This window comes from Leptolyngbya sp. PL-A3, assembly GCF_039962325.1.
Classification (GTDB): Bacteria; Cyanobacteriota; Cyanobacteriia; order Elainellales; family Elainellaceae; genus Vacuolonema.
In genome coordinates this window covers 381,881-400,635 of sequence record NZ_JAMPLB010000002.1, presented here as the reverse complement: position 1 = coordinate 400,635, position 18,755 = coordinate 381,881, and the positions used below count along the sequence as shown (strand labels likewise).

General features: G+C 50.2%; 13 protein-coding genes and 1 pseudogene. 9 read left to right on the top strand and 5 right to left on the bottom strand.

The window, feature by feature from the left end:
- Positions 1-244: 244 nt before the first annotated feature.
- Positions 245-1,312 carry a WD40 repeat domain-containing protein gene (locus tag NDI52_RS03460; RefSeq protein ID WP_190775089.1) on the bottom strand — a complete coding sequence of 356 codons (1,068 nt, stop codon included), beginning with the start codon at positions 1,310-1,312 and terminating at the stop codon, positions 245-247.
- 276 nt (positions 1,313-1,588) lie between these two features.
- Entirely contained in the window at positions 1,589-1,864 is a 276-nt protein-coding gene (locus NDI52_RS03455; RefSeq protein ID WP_190775088.1) for a hypothetical protein, read from the bottom strand.
- Between the two features lie 320 nt (positions 1,865-2,184).
- Between NDI52_RS03455 and NDI52_RS03450 the strand changes: the two genes are divergently transcribed.
- The 3 genes and pseudogenes from NDI52_RS03450 to NDI52_RS03440 form a co-directional block, all read left to right on the top strand.
- On the top strand, positions 2,185-2,301 hold the full coding sequence (locus tag NDI52_RS03450) for a phage integrase N-terminal SAM-like domain-containing protein (RefSeq protein ID WP_190775087.1): 117 nt from the start codon (positions 2,185-2,187) through the stop codon (positions 2,299-2,301).
- Positions 2,302-2,611: 310 nt separating this feature from the next.
- Positions 2,612-4,240: a recombinase family protein gene (locus NDI52_RS03445; RefSeq protein WP_190775086.1), complete on the top strand. Its 1,629-nt coding sequence runs from the start codon at positions 2,612-2,614 to the stop codon at positions 4,238-4,240.
- Positions 4,209-5,069 (top strand): annotated as a pseudogene (locus tag NDI52_RS03440) (integron integrase); the annotation flags it as partial. The gene NDI52_RS03445 and the pseudogene NDI52_RS03440, both read left to right, overlap by 32 nt.
- A gap of 19 nt (positions 5,070-5,088) precedes the next feature.
- Here NDI52_RS03440 and mfd read toward each other — a convergent pair.
- On the bottom strand, positions 5,089-8,562 hold the full coding sequence (gene mfd, locus NDI52_RS03435; protein WP_190775084.1) for a transcription-repair coupling factor: 3,474 nt from the start codon (positions 8,560-8,562) through the stop codon (positions 5,089-5,091).
- A gap of 487 nt (positions 8,563-9,049) precedes the next feature.
- Here mfd and NDI52_RS03430 point away from each other — a divergent pair, with 487 nt between their 5' ends.
- Complete coding sequence (locus NDI52_RS03430) at positions 9,050-10,390, top strand: hemolysin family protein (RefSeq protein ID WP_190775083.1); 1,341 nt, start codon at positions 9,050-9,052, stop codon at positions 10,388-10,390.
- Here the strand turns inward: NDI52_RS03430 and NDI52_RS03425 are convergent.
- A complete protein-coding gene (locus tag NDI52_RS03425; RefSeq protein ID WP_190775082.1) occupies positions 10,366-11,244 on the bottom strand; it encodes a stomatin-like protein in 879 nt (292 codons plus the stop codon). The genes NDI52_RS03430 and NDI52_RS03425 overlap by 25 nt on opposite strands.
- 154 nt (positions 11,245-11,398) lie before the next feature.
- Positions 11,399-11,914, bottom strand: a complete 516-nt coding sequence (locus NDI52_RS03420; protein WP_190775081.1) for an NfeD family protein — start codon at positions 11,912-11,914, stop codon at positions 11,399-11,401.
- A 409-nt stretch (positions 11,915-12,323) separates the two neighbouring features.
- On the opposite strand from NDI52_RS03420, the gene NDI52_RS03415 reads away from it, so the two are divergent.
- The 5 genes from NDI52_RS03415 (at position 12,324) to NDI52_RS03395 (ending at position 18,731) form a co-directional block, all read left to right on the top strand.
- The gene (locus NDI52_RS03415) at positions 12,324-13,094 is read left to right on the top strand and encodes a hypothetical protein (protein WP_190775080.1); all 771 of its coding nucleotides are present in this window, start codon (positions 12,324-12,326) and stop codon (positions 13,092-13,094) included.
- Between the two features lie 261 nt (positions 13,095-13,355).
- Positions 13,356-13,607: a hypothetical protein gene (locus NDI52_RS03410; protein WP_190775079.1), complete on the top strand. Its 252-nt coding sequence runs from the start codon at positions 13,356-13,358 to the stop codon at positions 13,605-13,607.
- Between the two features lie 138 nt (positions 13,608-13,745).
- On the top strand, positions 13,746-14,930 hold the full coding sequence (locus NDI52_RS03405) for an MltA domain-containing protein (RefSeq protein ID WP_348256317.1): 1,185 nt from the start codon (positions 13,746-13,748) through the stop codon (positions 14,928-14,930).
- Between the two features lie 79 nt (positions 14,931-15,009).
- Positions 15,010-15,669 carry a DUF3386 domain-containing protein gene (locus tag NDI52_RS03400; RefSeq protein ID WP_190775077.1) on the top strand — a complete coding sequence of 220 codons (660 nt, stop codon included), beginning with the start codon at positions 15,010-15,012 and terminating at the stop codon, positions 15,667-15,669.
- Between the two features lie 1,019 nt (positions 15,670-16,688).
- Positions 16,689-18,731: a M1 family aminopeptidase gene (locus NDI52_RS03395; protein ID WP_190775076.1), complete on the top strand. Its 2,043-nt coding sequence runs from the start codon at positions 16,689-16,691 to the stop codon at positions 18,729-18,731.
- Positions 18,732-18,755 lie beyond the last annotated feature (24 nt).

The window sequence follows — 18,755 nt, the reverse complement described above, 5'->3', positions numbered from 1 at the left end:
AGAGAGGGACTCACACCCTCACGATTATCCAGTTGTCGAGGTTTTATCCTCGCCATCCGTCCCTGAATATTGCTATTCACTTAGGATGAACGAATCGCACACGTCGTAGTTGAACGGCGGCAACCAACTTTTGCATCATAACCGATCGCCCCTTCTCCGCCGTTCCAACGCAGTGTTCGACTGTGCCACAAACTTTTGAAGTACGTGCCTAGCATCATTACAAAATAATGTTTGCACCCTTGTTTTACAAGATTTGCCAAACCTGAAGCATTAAATCTTGGGAACTTAAAGCGAGATACTCACCAGTTTGTGAAAAGCACAATTGCTCAATACCAGATTGAGAAACCTGTTGCTCAAGAAGAACTGCAACATTTTTAACATGAACAGATTGTTCAACAGATTGAGGAAACGATGGTTTAGAAAGTATTGCAGCATTCTCGATGTCAACAAAACGCAGAAAGCCATCTGGTGCACCAAAAGCAACAAAATCCTTGGTGGGCGACCAATCAAATACTCCAGGTGAGTCTAGAAGTAGCATGTTTTCCGAATGTTCAGTCCTAGGTATGCGACGGCTTTCCACAGGTGGTACATTCCATAGAGAGAGAGCACCAATCCCCTCCTCCTTTTTAGAGAATAGAATCTTCTGGTTATCTGGCGAGAAAGCTAGATCAATTCTTTTGCGATCCACTACTCTATCTATATAGGAGTCATATTCATAAGTGCAAACGTGCTCCCCATCCTCAATACACCACTGATCAACAAGCTCACGACAATATATCCAACCGGCTTCTGGAGACCAAGAACTATCTATTCCGCTAGCAGCTAGTTGTGTCCCATCTTTGGAAATTGTGATCGTATCAAGATTTCTACAATCTGTATTAATCCATGAGTTCCCACTAAACCACCTTACAAGTGATGCAGTTTTAGTATCCACCATATAAAGTCCGTCTACTCCTTCGATGAGATTCCGAGGAGGCGGATAAATCCCGAATATGAGATATTTGCCATTAGGAGTAAATTGAGCGCATTCTACTGTCCAAGGGACTGATGAAGTTCGGCTATTAGATAAGGATTGCGCGGTTGTCTGCCCATAGATTGGAATCTTCTCCATAGAGAGAAAATGAGTTCGTTCAATCTGAAATGTGTTGATATTCCAACAAGCAAGGTTTTGCAACTTATCAAAAGAGTATAGATAGTCTTCACAACACTTAATTGCTACTACTGGGGATTTATGCCACTGAAGAGTTGCAACTTCTAAACCACTTTTAAAGTCGTAGCAGTGTATGTCTCCAGCCTGGTTTCCGGTAAACAAACGTGAGGTTCCAGCCTGAAAAGCAAGACTAGCAATTGAGTGTTGAACTTGCCATTGAGATAACCTCTGGATCTCCAAATCTATCGATCCTCACTTTCAAGGCTTACAAACTTTATAGCATTACTTATACAACTCACAGGTAGCTTTCAAGTTACGGCAGCACCAGCACTAGCAGTTTGGCAGTCGAACGGTTGCGGTCAGCGGTTGGCCAGGTCTTTGCATCCCACTCAAGCGGCTTCGGTCAATCCGTTGCACCGCAATTGTTAGATGCGGGATTCACAGCAGTTCGGCGCGGCATCTCTCCGCTTGGTCGAACAGTTGCATGCTCTCCGCAGCGGCTAACATTGCCCGCCAGAACGCAGGCGGGCAATGATTACCCATACCGATCATTTCCAGCTCATCGAACGCCAGCCCCAACTCATTGTGCAATAAGAACTCCTCGAACGCAGTCAGGCTACCGCCCTCTGAATCCTCCCGCAACGGCTGAGGAAGCAAGTGACGAGCCCTCTTTAGGTGGCAACGGGTGATGTTCCAACTCTCTTGTAAACTCATCAATATGTGTCTCGCAGTACATGGGAGAGGCGTTGGAGCCAGCGAGCATCTAACTTGTTATTAGACAGACATAGTCTGCCTAACTACCCCTTAGACGGTAAATAGGCAGACTTGAATCTGCCTATTTACCCAAATCAGGAGTTTATGAAGATCCTTGTCTGCCTAAGATCCTGGATGGAGAATTAGGCAGACAATTTTCTGCATATTAACCCTTGATTCTGGAATTAGGCAGATGTTTTGGGTAAATCTTCAGATGAGAAATTCTTATCTACATTGATACTCTTGAGTAGTACATTTGCATTAACGGAGTGTTTGCAAGAATGGAGGCTCGTCCCAAAAAGCTGTTAGATCAGGTGCGCGAGGTAATTCGGCTCAAGCACTATTCCTATCGCACAGAAGAAACTTACGTTCATTGGATTCGGCGCTTAATGGACTAATCACAAATGATAAATTCTGCTTTGTGAGGCACGCCCACCTCAGCTTGAGTTGGAGTCGGGTTCCGTTACGCTGTCGAGTTGGACTTACAGAGTAAGCAGTCGAAGATCGAGAGGATCTCTATAGTCCTCAAGAGCACGACCATGAAACGCAATTGGAGCGTTAAGCGCAGAGGGGTTGAATACCCAACCGCTCAACGTCGGTGGAATAGCACCTATCAACTGTTGATAGAAATCTCTCAACTCGCAGTTTCACCTTTGTCACCTGCTCAGGCTGATGCTCTGTCCCCACTTGTTTTACCGGAGCAGCACGATGAACACTGCCATTTATGTCCGAGTCTCGACTCAACGTCAAGCGCAAGCGCAAACCATTGAACAGCAACTCGAGCAATTACAAAGCTATGCCAATCGTCAAGGGTGGCAGATCGCCCAGGAATATATCTTTCGAGACGATGGTTACAGTGGTGCTCGGCTCAATCGTCCTGGGTTGGACCAATTGCGAGACCAAGTTGCAATGGCTCAGATCAATCGTTTGTTAGTCCTGGCTCCGGATCGACTGGCTCGAAATTTTGTCCACCAAACTCTGTTAGTAGAAGAACTTCAAAACCGCGGTTGTCAAGTCGAGTTTCTAGAACGTCCGATGAGCCAAGACCCCCATGATCAACTACTGCTTCAAATTCGAGGAGCCGTAGCGGAATATGAACGAACCTTGATTGCTGAACGCATGAGACGAGGACGATTGAGTAAACTACAATCGGGTACTTTGCTGCCTTGGACAGTTGTTCCCTATGGCTATCGTTGCAGCATTGAACACCCTCGTGATCCTGCCGGAGTTGAGATCAATCCGGCTCAAGCAGCGGTCGTTCGTGAGATTTTTAGCCGATATGGGACAGAACACATTTCCTTAGTGCAACTGAGTTGGCATTTGCATGAGCTAGGGATACCGTCTCCAACGGGTAAGGACTATTGGACTCGATCGAGTCTGCGTAGCATCCTGAAGAATCCTTGCTACATGGGGCAAGTATTTAGCAACCGGACTCGGAGTTGTCCTGCCCAGCAACGACGTTCTGCCCTCAAACCGATTGGACGCAAGAGTAGTACCCGTCAGCAGGACAGATCAGAATGGCTACTGGTTTGCCAGATACCCGCCATTATCAGCCAAGAGCAATTTGATGCGGCTCAAATGAACCTGCAACATAATCAGCAATTCGGTAAGCGGAACAATAAAACCCATGAGTATCTACTGCGAACACTTGTGAGTTGTGGACACTGTCAAAGTAGTTGTTTTAGTTGTGCTAGAGGAAAAGGATATCGATACTATGTGTGTAATCGAAGAATAGTTGCAAAACATCTAGAAGGAAACGATAAATGTAACGCTTCCTATATTCCTGCTCAACAACTAGAGAAAATTGTTTGGAACGATATTTGTGAAATATTGCAGCATCCTGAGAGCATTACACAAGCAATAGAACAGCTTCAAGCGGGCCAATGGCTACCTCAGGAGTTACAGGCAAGACTAGCACAGCTAAAGCAAGCTGAAAATAACTTGCAGCAGCAACTAGAACGGTTAACCCAAGCCTACTTGGTTAATGTTGTTCAACTGGACGAATATCAGCGACGACGTGCTCAATTGGAGAGCCAGATACAGGCTTCGGTTGTGCAGCAGCAACAACTGACTCTTCAAGCTCATAAAAAACTTGAGGTCGCCAATTTAGCTCAAGGAATTGAAGAATTTTGTCAACGTGTCAAGACAGGATTGAGTCAAGCTAGCTTTGACCAGAAACGGAAGTTAATTGAGCTACTAATCGATCGGGTAATCGTGACTGGCAATGAAGTGGAAATTCGTTATGTGATGCCAACCCATGCTCGAGGAGAAACCACACATTTTTGTCATTTGCGTTTAGACTATTTTTATCTTGTTTCACAACAAACGGCATCCTAATGAGATGGGAAGTGCTGAGATCGAAGCGTTCCTGACACATTTAGCCGTTAAAGAGAATGTTGCCGCTTCAACACAAAATCAAGCATTAAGTGCCTTGTTATTCCTGTATCGGTATGTCATCAACAAGCCTTTAACAAAACCAATCGATGCATTAAGAGCCAAACCTTCACGTTATTTACCAACGGTACTAACGCCAGAAGAGGTGACGGCTTTACTAGAACGGATGACAGGCACCCATAAGCTGATTGCACAAATCCTCTATGGCAGTGGCCTACGAGTGCGAGAAGGATTACAGTTACGCATCAAAGATATAGATTTTGCTCAACGACAGATCGCTGTTAGAGATACCAAGGGAAATGAGAGCCGAGTTACCATGCTTGCCGAGCGGCTCATTGAACCGATAAAACAACATCTCAGACGTGTTAAGCAATTGCATCATCGTGATTTAGAGGCTGGTTATGGTTCTGTCTATCTGCCCTTTGCGTTAGAACGAAAGTATCCCTATGCCGATCGCGAATGGATCTGGCAATTTGTTTTTCCATCTTTAGGGCTTTCAAAAGATCCACGGACAGAAATTATTCGTCGTCACCATTTGCACGAAACAGGTTTACAACGCGCAGTAAAACAAGCAGCCCGCTCAGCCGGAATTGAAAAGCGTGTGGTGTGTCATACATTTCGCCACTCGTTTGCAACTCACCTCTTGCAAAACGGCTATGACATCCGAACAGTTCAGGAATTGCTAGGACACAAAGACGTAAAGACGACAATGATTTACACCCATGTGTTGAATCGGGGTGGTAGGGGTGTGAAAAGCCCGTTGGATGGCTAATAATTGTTATCCAATCCCGTTACACAGGTAACGCTTCTGGAATGGCTCCCTGCATACGGCTTAACCAATCGGTCAGGTTATCCAACTGCAACTCGGTGCTGAGAACGGCCAGGCCGCGTACGGTGACTTTGCCAGGGGTATAGACAAAGCGCGTTTGCAAATGGCTGGGGAGTTTCTCCTTGAGCAGATTCCAGGCCGGTTCTTCCATCGGGGTTTCCAGCACGATGTGTTGTTTGTTTTCGGGTTTGATGCGAGAGAAGCCGAGTTTGCGGGCGATCTGCTTCAGTTCCATCACCCGCAGCAGTTGGAGAACAGCAGGAGGCATGGGGCCATAGCGATCGCTCCAATCCGCTGCAATCTGCGCCAACTCGCCTCGATTCTGTGCTGTTGCTACCGCACGATACGCACTCATCTTCTGATCCAGATCAGGAATGTAATCGGCAGGAATAAATGCCGTCACACTCAGATCAATTTGCGTATCATCAACCTGTGGAATTTCTTGACCCCGAATTTCCTTAATCGCGTCCTCTAACATTTCCATGTAGAGGTCAAAACCGATCGCATCCATCTGTCCCGATTGCTCAGCTCCCAACAAGTTACCCACACCGCGAATTTCCATGTCGCGCATGGCAAGTTGGTAACCAGAACCTAGTTGCGTAAATTCCTGAATCGCGCGGAGACGCTGACGGGCAACATCCGTTAATTGCGTTTGTTTGGGGTAGAACAACCAGGCGTGAGCTTGAATACCTGCGCGACCAACTCGACCTCGGAGCTGGTAAAGCTGCGAGAGGCCAAATTTCTGGGCGTCCTCCACCAAAATCGTGTTGACGCGGGGAATATCCAAACCCGATTCAATGATGGTGGTGCAGACAAGAATATCCGCTTCGCCGCTACTAAAGGCCAGCATCGTGGCTTCTAGTTCACCTTCTTGCATTTGACCGTGGGCGATCGCAAACCGCGCCCCCGGCACCATCTCTCGCAGTTTCGCTGTATTCTCCTCAATCCCTTCCACGCGAGGCACTACATAGAATACCTGGCCGCCGCGATCGAGTTCCTGGCGAATGGCAGTGCGAACCATTTCAGGATCGTAGGGGGAGAGGTGAGTTTTGATCGGGCGACGAGAGGGAGGCGGTGTGGTAATCAGACTCATCTCGCGCACACCAGAAAGCGCCATGTAAAGTGTTCGGGGAATAGGTGTAGCACTCAAGGTAAGCACATCCACCTGGGTTTTAAGGGATTTGATTTTCTCCTTTTGGTTCACCCCAAAGCGCTGTTCTTCGTCCACCACCAGCAGCCCCAGATCTTTGATCTGCACCCCTTTGCCTAACAAAGCGTGGGTACCGACCACCACATCCAGTTCTCCGGTGGAGAGGCGTTGCACAATATCCTTCTTTTCCTGGGCCGTGCGGAAGCGGTTGAGCAGTCCCACTTTAATGGGGTAGGGAGCAAAGCGTTCCTTTAGGGTGTGGTAGTGCTGCTGAGTAAGAATCGTAGTAGGAGCCAGCAAGGCCACCTGTTTACCCGAAGTAACCGCTTTGAAGATGGCACGAATGGCGACTTCCGTTTTACCAAAACCCACATCGCCACAAACCAGACGATCCATCGGACGGGCATCTTCCATATCCCGCTTCACGTCTTGCGTAGCTTTAAGCTGATCAGGTGTGGGTTGGTAAGGGAAAGAATCTTCCAGTTCCTCCTGCCAGGGGGTATCAACGGGGTAAGCATGACCCGTCTGCTGAGCGCGTTGGGCATAGAGTTGTAGCAGATCCACCGCAACTTTCTTGACCGCTTTGCTGACCTTACTCTTGGTTCGCTCCCAGGCCTTACCTGACATCTTGTTGAGGTCGGGATGGCCTTCGCCCATCGCTCGATAACGAGAAAGGGCGTTGAGTTGGTCAGCGGCAACCCGCAAGGTGCCATCAGCGTACTGAATAACCAGATATTCTCGCGTTTCGTTATTAAGAACCAGGCTCTCCAGTTTTAAGAATTTGCCAATGCCGTGGTTGCGATGTACCACAAAATCCCCCGGCTCCAACTTGTTGGGATCAACCTGTTTAGAGGCGGCGCGGCGGCGTTTGCGAACGTAGTTAGGCGTGGCAAGGGTATGCTGCCCAAAAAACTCGCGATCGGTGATGACGGCAATCCGGAAGGTGGGCAACGTGAAGCCTTCCAACTCCGCCAGGCCGGAGTACTTGACCGCAATGGGAATCTTCTGGGACTGGAGACGATCGATCGCCGGATAGTCACGCGGATTTGGCACAAACTGCGCTGGGCAGTCGTGCTCTTGCAACAACGATACCGAGCGCGAGGGCTGAGCCGAGATGATCCAGATGCCGGTGGTGCGATCGCGCTCCTCCCGCAACAAATCGGCCAACCGCGCAAACTGGTGGGGCATCGACGCAATCGGCCGACTGGAGAGATTCATCCCCCGGTTGGCCTCAGCAATTTCTGACAGTTCGACGGACTCTAGTTCTGCCAATAAACCCAGAGTTCGTTCGGCGTTGCAGTGAGTTTTGGGCAAAGGTTCGGGGTGCTCGCCGTAGAGTTCTTGCCAATGTTCGGTGGCGTGCTCACACCAGCGATCGCCATGAGCCCGACATTGATCCGGCTCGTCCACCGCCACCAGGGTGTTTTTAGGCAGGTAGTCCAGCAGTGAAGCGGGCTCACCATAGGCCAGTCCCAGAAAACGCCGCATCCCTTCAATGGTTTGCCCTTCTTTCAGACGATCCTGGTCTTCTGGGGAGAGGTAGGGGGCGATCGCCTCCAACCCCACCGTCTCCCGCAGCGCTTGCAAAATCAGCGGAGAAAAGCTGGTAGGTGTGAGAACAAGTTGAGAAATGCTGTCGAGCGATCGCTGAGTGGACGGGTCAAACTCGCGGATTTTGTCTAGCTCGTCGCCAAATAGTTCCAGACGGACGGGCAGTTCTGCCGATACGGGGAACACATCAACAATATCCCCCCGGCGGCTCCACTGGCCCTCTGTTTCTACCAGAGGCACCCGTTCATAGCCCAAATCTGCCAACTGCCGTGAGAGCCCCTCCAGGTCTAGCTCCATGCCCTTTTGTAGCGTCAGGCAATAGGGCTGAAAGGCGTTCGGGGGCGGCAAGTGGGGTTGCAACGCCCGCTCAGTGGTGACAACTGCAATTCCCTGCGGCTCCTTTAGCAAATCCGCTAACACCTGCAACTGCCCCCAGATCATTTCCGACTCGGGGTCGAAGGGTTCATAAGGGGAGGCTTCAGAGGTGGGGTAGAAAGCGACAGAATCCCACCCCATGGCTTCCAGTTGTGCTGTCCAACGGCCGGCTTCCTCCAAGGTAGCGGTTACTACGACCAGGGGACGCTGCTGGCTCTGGGCTAAGGCCGAGGCCACCAAACCCTTCGGGATGCGGGCAATGCCATTCAGATGCAGAGATTTTTGCTGCGTCAGTTTGGCGTGCAGCTCAGCGGTGAGGGGCGATCGCCCGAGGGCGCGAACAACAGAGGAAAAGGCCATAGCACCTGGGATGCGACGTGCGGGGGCGAGGCGATCAAGAAAGTTTACATATACGATTCTATAGCGATCGCCACAAAGGTTGGGTTGAGTCGAGCCCGTCCGTCCTCGCTGTCTATTCCCGACTCACCACAGAAAACCTGTACAGGTACTGATTCTATTCCCTAGAAGATTCCGCCAAATTCCAGATCAACCTGCCCAATAGGGTATGTTTTTGTAGCGCTAAATCATAGATTTAGCGCTACAAAAACATACCTAGAGCTGTAATCCTCAAGATCCACCCGATGAGGCTAGCCGATCCCCGGATTTAAGATGTTACTTTCTTCATAACGGTTCTCAATCTCTCCCGTGAAACAATATACCCTTTGGGGGAAGGTACATTCGTCAACCTACCCTTTACAGGATGCCTTGTTCACCCATTGTGGAGACCGTGCGTTACCATCCCGTTGCTCTCGCCCTTTCGTGACCTGCTCATGGGTCTTTCACTGTAATGTCTTCTGCTTCCTTCGAAATTCTGATCGTCCTGGTGCTGATTCTGGCGAATGGTCTATTTGCGATGTCGGAAATGTCTATCATTTCGGCTCGTAAGACCCGGCTCTTAGAACGGGCCGAGAGGGGCGATCGCAAGGCCCAGGTCGCCCTTGAGTTAGCCAATTCTCCCAACCGATTCCTCTCCACAGTACAGGTAGGGATTACCTTGATTGGGATTCTGGCAGGGGCCTTCGGGGGAGCGACTCTGGCAGGACGGCTAGCAAATCTGCTGGCAAAAATTCCCTTCCTGGCAGCTTATAGTCAGCCGGTCGCCTTCGGCATTGTGGTGTTGATTACGGCTTACCTGTCGTTGATTGTGGGTGAGTTGGTTCCTAAACGGTTAGCTCTCAGCAACCCAGAAGAAATTGCAGTACGGATGGCAACACCCATGCGGTGGTTGTCGGCGATCGCCTATCCCCTGGTTCACCTGCTCAGCGTCTCCACCGAAACCGTGATTAACCTGCTGGGAGTTCGGCAATCTCTGGAAGATCAATTAGTCACAGAAGAAGAAATTAAGGTAATGGTGCGTCAGGGTGCTGAGGCAGGCATGTTCGAAGCAGCCGAGCAAGACATGGTGGAGCGGGTGTTTCGCCTGGCCGATCAATCTACCGGCTCTCTCATGACCCCCCGACTGGAACTGGTCTGGCTCGACCTGAACGACTCGGATGAGGTGAACCACCAAAAAATTATCACCAACAACCACAGTCGCTATCCCGTTTGCGAAGGCTACCTGGATAACGTTCTGGGAGTGGTCTACGTGACGGATCTCATGGCCTGTAGCCTGAAGCATCAACCCATCGACCTGGTATCTAACCTGCGTCAACCCCTCTACATCCCTGAGCAGACAACCGCTCTGAAAGTGTTGGAGGTATTTAAAGAGTCAGGCACTCACATGGCCCTGGTAGTGGATGAATATGGCGTGATCCAGGGAGCCGTCACCTTAAATGACGTGATGGAAGTGATCATCGGAGACATCCCCTTCTCGGATCATAACTTCGAAGCACCCATTACCCAGCGAGAGGATGGCTCATGGCTCATGGATGGGATGCTCTCCATTGACAAGCTCAAGGAAGAGTTTGATGTTGAGGAGTTGCCCGGTGAGGATCGGGGCAACTATCAAACCCTGGCTGGCTTTGTAATCAGCCAGTTGGGGCGAATTCCGACGGCGGCGGACTACTTTGAGTGGGGCGGATACCGGTTCGAGGTCATGGACATGGATGGCAACCGGGTGGATAAGATGCTGGTCACACCCCTGCCTCCCGAAGAACCGGAGGATTACATTCCCATCGGTGGCGGTTGAATCCTGCCATTCCCACCACCATTCTCGCCATTGCCCGAACCATTCCCTTCGGGAGGCTCTGTAGAGATCAATTCCCCTAGAGCTTCTGATAAGGCTTTGGGGTCCATAAACACAATCTTAGAGTTGGGGCTGTCTCCCAGGCGATAGTTCGCGTCTACATACCGTTGGGCTACCAGATAGCGCAAAATTTCCCGGCTATTGGGATGCGCCCGGAGTGCTTCTGCCAGCAGATTCATAGACTGCACCGCACCCTCGGCTTCCTCAATGGCCGCTCGCTTTTTACCTTCCGCTTCAGAGATGGCCGCTTTTTTCTTACTTTCGGCGGCCCGCTCCAGTTCCATTGCATCCATCACGGCTTTGGCAGGGGCAATTTTCTGTACCTCCACCCGGGTTACCTTGACCCCCCACGTAGCCGTCGCATCGTCCAATTGCTGCAACAGAGATTGGTTGATTTCGTTACGGGAGGAGAAGGTTTGAGCCAGTTCCATCCGACCAATCTCCGATCGCAGGGTGGTTGTCGCCAGGTTTCGCAGGGCAACCTCCACGTCCTCTACAGCGTAGTAAGTGCGTTCTAGTTGCAAAATACGCCAATACAGCACAGCATCCACCGTAACGGATACGTTGTCCCGTGTAATGGCATCTTGAGGCTCGGTATCAATCACACGTTCCCGAATGGATTCTTCCAGCACAATGGTGTCCAGGAAGGGCACGATGAAGTTCAGCCCAGGGGTTAGCTTTTTGTGATACTTACCCAGGCGTTCGACAAGCGCTTCATTCCCCTGATTAATCGTTTTAACGGAACCGACAATATAGCCAACGGCGATTAGAGCCAGTGCAGCGATGATAGAATCCATAGAATTTAATCCCGGAACGATGCAACGGGTAGCATACAAAAGATCTATATACCCCCTAATCTATCTCGGAATTTGTGGGGTCGGTAAATCTGCCAGCACGCGATGGCCCTACAGAGGAAGCAGGGAGCTCCTTTGTAGGGCTATCGCCTAATTTCTAGAAAGGGGCGCGATCGCGCAAGGTTCGCTGGGGCTTTGAAGCTGGAATGGGCATCACAATCAGGGTGTTGCCCTCGCGCCCCACCACATGTACCGTTTGCCCAGCCCCGATTGTCACATCGGAAATCTGGCAGCGAGCCGACCAGAAAGAGCCCTCATAGGTCACTTCCCCTGTCCCCCCTCGGGGAATGGTGATGCGAACTTCAGCATCGGAGGGTTCTTCTAAGCCAGGGGCTGATTGCGCAGGCACAAAGCCTCGCAATACCAGGGCGATGGTCACGGACAGAGTAGCCCAAACGAGAATCTGAACGGTCACGTTGACGATGGAGAGGGCCGCAATGGACGTAATGATAGCAGCAAGCGAAAGAGCAGCAATCGTGGGTTCAAATAGGAGCAGGTTCACACCGAGGCCCAACAAACCCGCTAGCAGCCAAATCTGATACGGTGGTTGGCTGTATAGCCAGGAGGATTGCTGAGCAGACTGGCCCAAGATAAGCCATTGCAAAGGATTCATGGAAGTTACCCCGCTATCACGTAACGGTGGGTAGATGAAGGTCGGAACCTTAGTTTAAGGGGCCGTTGGGGAAGACTACACAACCCAGAAACACAATTCCTTTCCTATTTTCATTGTGACGTGCTGAGCCGCAGAAATAGAGGCGATCGCCCGTTCTCTTCATGAACTTTGACATAGCCCTATCCCTTGAGGGCGTGGGATTCCCGCAGTAGACAAAGTTACCACCTGGACCATCTCAAACAGATCCTCCACAAAGGAGTACAGATATACTATAATGATGAGAGAAAACTACAGACCTGTTTCCCGCTGAGTCTTTTGGAGAAAGGTCAGCGATTCGATCGGAATCGCCTATCATGAGGGCATTTTCTACCCTCTATCGCCCTTCATCTCAGATAGCGAGCTGCCATCTATGGCCATTATTGCCCTCAAAGCCTGGTACCTCCGGGAATACGAGCCCATCCGTGAACTAGAGAAACGGCCTCATGACCTGCGCCTCAGCCGCAACAGCCTGCTGAAGTCGGGTATGCGAGCTGACTTTTTGGATGACAGCGAGGAAGTCCGCCAATCCGAATGGTTCCAGCGCTACCTGGAAGGTGAAGTCGTGGAGTTTTACATTGAGGGCAGTGGGGGTTATGCCATTTCCAACATTGACCTGATCAGCCACGAAATGTACTTCACCAAGCAGGACGTCATGGCACGGTTGGAGCCCATTATCTTCTTCTCCTACCAGACCGAGTTTGACGACTCCAGCGGGCCCATTCGAGACCTGTTGAATGCGTATGTAGACAAGCTGAATAATGGGCGATCGCGCATCCCCATCACCCTGGAAGAATCTCATCGCCTCACGGACTCCCCCATCCGCCTGGATAGCAGCCTCATGCGCAAAATCCGCAACAGCCTCCTGTTTGTTGCAGACGGTACCCCCATCTTCCAGATCGACGGCACCCCACCCCAGCTCTTTCCCAACCCCAAAGTTTGCGTCGAGCTCGGCTACGCCCTGCAATGCAAGCGCCCCGAACAGATCCTGCTGGCCCAGATGGATCGCGATGACCTCCCCGGCCAATTCCCGTTCGACCTCCCCAACAGCAGCCGAGTTCTCTTTCAAACCAAAACAGAACTCCGCAAGCTCATGACCAACGCTCTCGACAGCCAACTTCAGCGATTCAACCTCGTCAGCTAAGTCCACTGAGCTTTGCTCATAGTTCGTACCTTTCTAAAACCAAAACCCAGAACCGTTGTTCTTTTGTGACGATGCCACGAAAAAACAACGGTTCTGGGTTTTAGGGCGGGATAACCCCTTCTCCCAACTCAAATTCCCCTACCCCGTCAGATTTTCTATACTTTTTGGGAATTATGGTGCCGTTACCCATCGGGGAGTTTATTGTTAAGACGATCGCTCTAACAATGGATTTCTACCGAGCATTGCAGGATTAGTAGACCTATGCCCAGAACCCCTAACGAAATTGCCGTACACATTCTGATGGATGGCGGTCACCGCGAAGAAGTCCGCTTCCCGACCATTCAGGACTTCCAGAAGTGGTACAGCAGCGAACTGGTGCCCAAAGGCAGCTCTGACGAGTTTATTAACGTCCCCATCAAGAACATTCAGGGAGAATACATGGTGGTACGGCCCTCCAAGGTCATGGCTCTACGGGTTGAGCCGATCTTCTCGGGTAGTGTGGATCGGTTCTAGAGGATGGCTGGAAAAACACCTATAGGATTCAATTTTTGTGAGTTATCTCCACAAAAGTTGAATCCAATCTCTCAATGGGACAGGGATTGGTTGCAAGCCCAGAAGCGCCCCTCAGGAAGGCTCCCTCTGGCTATTGCCGTGGGAGCCACACTGATCGGCACCCTTCTGACAGGCCTACCGGCGGCATGGGCTCAAGAAACGCCCGCAGAGAGTGCACCTGCGACTACAGCAGAAGCTCCTCTGCGGCGTTTAGGCCCCGCTGATGTGGTCGATCGCCAAACCCGTTATGCCCTGCTGCGTGACAATCGCCTCTGGCAAGATCGCGCGGCTCTGTTGCAGGCGATCGACCGCTCTCTGGCTTACCTGAGTACTCCTGCCGCCCAGGAAGCTTACACCCAGTATGGAATGCCTGAGTTTACGCGCGATCGCGTCCGTCGTAGCCTTACCCGCTTCCGACAACTGTTGCGCACCTCCAACTCGTTGGAATCCTTCCAGACGGCAATCCTTAACGAGTTCGAGCTGTATCAATCCATCGGTCGGGATGGCGAGGGTACAGTCGACTTCACCGGGTACTTTGAGCCCATTTACCCTGCCAGCCGAGTTCGCACAGTCGAGTTCCGCTACCCCCTCTACCGGGAACCAGCCAATCTAGCTCAATGGCCCCAACCTCATCCCACCCGGCTGGAGCTGGAAGGCATTGATGGCCTGCAAGGAAGCCAGGGTCGGTTGCGGGGGTTGGAGTTGGTGTGGTTGCGCAATCGCCTTGATGCCTACCTGATCCAGGTACAGGGTTCTGCCCGCCTACAATTAGCAAACAACGGCATTATGACGGTGGGCTATGCAGGCCGCACAGAGCACCCCTATGTCAGCCTGGGCCGAGAGCTGATTAACGATGGTAAAGTTCCTGCCGAAGGACTGACTCTGCCAGTCGTTATTGACTATTTTCGGCAACATCCCGACGAGCTAAACGAGTATATTTCCCGCAACAATCGTTTTATCTTCTTCCAGGAAACCGCTGGGCATCCGCCCCTGGGCAGTCTCAACGTACCGGTTACGTCCGAACGCTCCATTGCAACAGACAAAACCGTGATGCCACCTGGTGCCCTGGCCTTGATTTACACCAACCTGCCGTATCCCGATCGTGATGGTCGCCTCTTTTCCCAACGGGTGAGTCGCTTCGTGCTGGATCAGGATACGGGTGGCGCCATTCAGGGGCCGGGACGGGTCGATATTTTCATGGGAACGGGACCGGTAGCGGGCGATCGCGCAGGTCTTGTAAATAATCCAGGGGAGCTTTACTACCTTTTATTACGGGAACCCTGAACGCAAAATCGACGGTTCTTGCTGTCGGGCATTCATCACCCGCTTTACACTAGAGAAGAACCTCAGCAAATCACACATTATGACCGTAACCCAAGATGCTCGTGAGTTAATGCGGGCGGCCTATGAGAATCGCTACACCTGGGATCGCAACTTCCCAGGCTACAAGGCTGACATTGCGTTTGACTGGAATGGCACAACCTATACAGGGCAGGTGCGCGTTAACGCTAATCTCAGCACCGAAATCACAGGAATTGAGGATGAATCGGCCAAGAAGCTGATTGCTGGGCAGTTGCAGGAGATTGCCATCCACCGCATCCGCCGCTCCTTCGATGACACACACAGCAAAAACACCTTTGACCTGGATGAAACCGATGAAACAGGAGCCGTAAAGCTCTTGGTGGGCGGCAAATCCTCTGGAGATTATTACAAAATCTGCAATAACGAAGTGGTGCTGGTACACCGACACATTCATGGTGTTGTCGTTACCATCAACACCTTCAGCAGCCACCAAACCGAAGGCGGCTACCTTTCCCACACCTATGACTCGGTCTATCACGACCCTCAAACAGGCGAACAAAAAGGCGGCAAGAGCTTTTTTGAAGACCAGTACACGAAGGTAGGCGATTACTACATTCTGAGCCAGCGAACTATTCGTACGGAAGGAATGCAGGCAGATTTTCAGGACTTCGCCTTCTCCAACATTGCATTGCTGCAACCGGCTGTTGCTACTGCATCTTAATAACTCAATGCGTTAGACAGTGCGCCATGCTTCGCATGGCGCACTGTTCTTTTTTAACCAGAGTTTGGGTTAAGGGATTTTTCGGAGAGGTGCGCCTCTCCGAAAAATCCCATTTTGGTGTACGTACGCCCAAATGTGGATGAACAAAGCCTGTTCCGTATAAAAAATCATTTAGAGCTATATAAAGCATTTCCCAAGCGGATGAAGTACGAGAGATAGATGCAGGATTTTATCTCACATTTATTTCTCATAAATCATTAGATCGAAAAGGGTTATAAGGGCATCAAAAACAGGGTTCAATCCCACTTAATCAAGCACAAAATTCAAAAAGCTTTGCCATTCGCTTCGTAGGCAAAAAGACTTTTTGGACTTCATATTTAATCATTTCGTGTAATTAAATAAGGGGTAGCGATCGCCTATTTTCTGTCACCTTCTATACAAATTTTCTCACAAGAAAAACAGTCTCTCTCCTTAGGGGGTTGAGGAATACCACTCACATAAAAACAATTTTAAGCTCTGTATTTCCTGATAAAAGATAAGTCTTATACCTTCCTAAAAAAGGAATTTTAAAGATAAAGTTTCCGTAAAAATACTGCCTCTTTTTGATGAGCGTCCCTACTATTAGATGTGTTTACTGTCAGGATTTGCAGAGACTCGAACAAGTATTCTTGCTCAGCTTCTTATTCCTATGGAAGCAGGAATAAAAAGGACATGATAAGCCCCCAAAAAAGGGTTGATTTTTTCATGCGTTTTATACCTCAAAAATTCAATTCTTGATATGTTCTTTGAGCCTGATTCGACTCTCTTGAACCATAAGAATAGAGATTTTCTGACCTAGAAATTTCATTTTCTATGGGGCGATCGCTCTGCTTTTCTATCTTTAGAGTGTTCTTGAAAGCTAATTCTCCATGCGTGATACGCACGAAAATCACCTTTCTTGGAATATCTCAAAGATCGTCTCCAATCCTGCGGAGTAGTAGGCAACTTCCAGCCTCTGTTTTTTACCAACAATAAACTTTATGTGTTCAATTTGTAGGCAGTTTGGCCTCTCTGATCGCTGGTCAGAAGATGCAGTTCAGAGCGCGAATGTCTCGTCGTTTGTACCCCAACAAACAACAACGCTACCTGCGGCAGGGTCGAGCGGTGTAGGAGATTCTCTATATCCTGGTTTTGGGAATGGAGGCTATGACGTTCAACATTACACACTAGATTTGAACGTTACAGATGTTGCGACCAGTGCCCTTACCGCAACAACCACCATTGAAGCTACAGCCACTCAAGCCCTCAGCAGTTTCAACCTGGATTTCATTGGATTTGCGATCGAGGGTATTACGGTTAACGGTCAGGCTGCAACCTTTACTCGTGATGGGCAAGAGCTAACCATTACGCCCACTGAAGCCCTTGGAGAGGGGGAAACCTTTACCGTAGAGGTAGATTATAGTGGCTCTCCAACTCCTACTAACTCGGCAGCCTTTGACTTCCCAGTTCCGACAGGTTGGGTTCTTGCAGATAATGGCAGCTTCGTTCTCAGTGAACCTGATGGTGCTGCGAATTTCTATCCCGTGAATGACCATCCTCTCGATCGCGCTTCTTACACCTTCCGCATTACTGTTCCTGAAAATTTTGATGTCGCCGCCAATGGTGTTTTAGAACAAGAAATTGATAACGGCACAACAACAACCTATTTGTTTGAAGCACGTGATCCAATGGTGAGTTACCTCACCACCATCAATATCTTTGATGGATTTCAACGACAATCCGAAGTTGCTCCCAATGGTGTTGTGATTCGCAATTACTTTGACGAAGATGTTTCAGAGGAATTGCTCACACCATTCCAGCGACAATCTGAAATGATGGGCCTTTTCAGTTCCATTTTTGGACCGTATCCCTTCGAGGTTTATGGTTCAGTTGTCGTGAATGCAGAAACTGGCTCGGCTCTAGAAACCCAAACCCTCTCCATCTTCGGAGTAGATATGCTGGGTGACAACGAGTCTACTGAAGAGACGATCGCCCACGAATTAGCTCACCAGTGGTTTGGCGATAGCCTGGCCCTGAGTGACTGGAAAGACATCTGGCTTAATGAAAGCTTTGCAACTTATGCTCAGGCGCTTTGGGTTGAGTACGACCGGGGTGGTCAGGAAGCTCTGAACAGCTGGGTAACAGACCAATACAACTACATTGCCCGTCGATTTGATACGGTTTACCCACCGGGCGCTCCTCCGGCGAATAACCTGTTTAACGCTGGCGTCTACGAGTGGGGAGCTCTGGGGCTCCATGCCCTGCGATTAGAGATTGGAACCGAGAACTTTCTCGCCACGCTGCGAAATTACTTCACTCAGTTTGAGGGCAAAAATGTCACTCCAGCCGATTTTCTGACAGTTGCGGAGACAACCAGCAACGAGCAGTTGGATAACCTGTTCGAGCGCTGGTTCTATAGCCCCACCCTGGCCTCTATCCCGGAACTGAATCTCTTTGCTGGCACATCAGGTAGCGATCGCTTGGTCGGCTCCTCGGCCAATGAAACCCTGACAGGGTTGTCAGGCAATGACAAAATCTATGGCAGGAATGGCAACAATAGCCTCTTTGGCAATGCAGGCAACGATCAAATCTACGGTGGAGTAAGGGTCGACACCGTTTACGGGGGTGATGGTAACGACCAGATTTATGGCAAAAGTGGTTTGAATGTTCTGAATGGTAACGCCGGCGATGATCTGATCTATGGCGGGTACCAGGCTGACGAAATTCTGGGAGGCACGGGCAACGACACGATCCACGGCAAAGGAGGTGGGGACACCATCAACAGCGGAGATGGGGTAGACGTAATCTGGCTGGGCCAGAGCCGGGCAACGGTTACCTTAGCGGCAGATTCTGGCTATGACACAATCCACAGCTTTAGATTGGGTGCGACCAGGTTCCAGGTGAGTGGCTCCCGCGAGTCTTTGTCATTTACGAATATCAACCAGGGTGTCCAAGTTTTTCAGGGCACCGATCTGCTCGCAGTCGTTCGGAATCAAACAGCGGATACCTTTAGCCGTAACCTGAACAAAATTTTTGTGGCCTAATTTCCACTCAGGTTACCCAACACA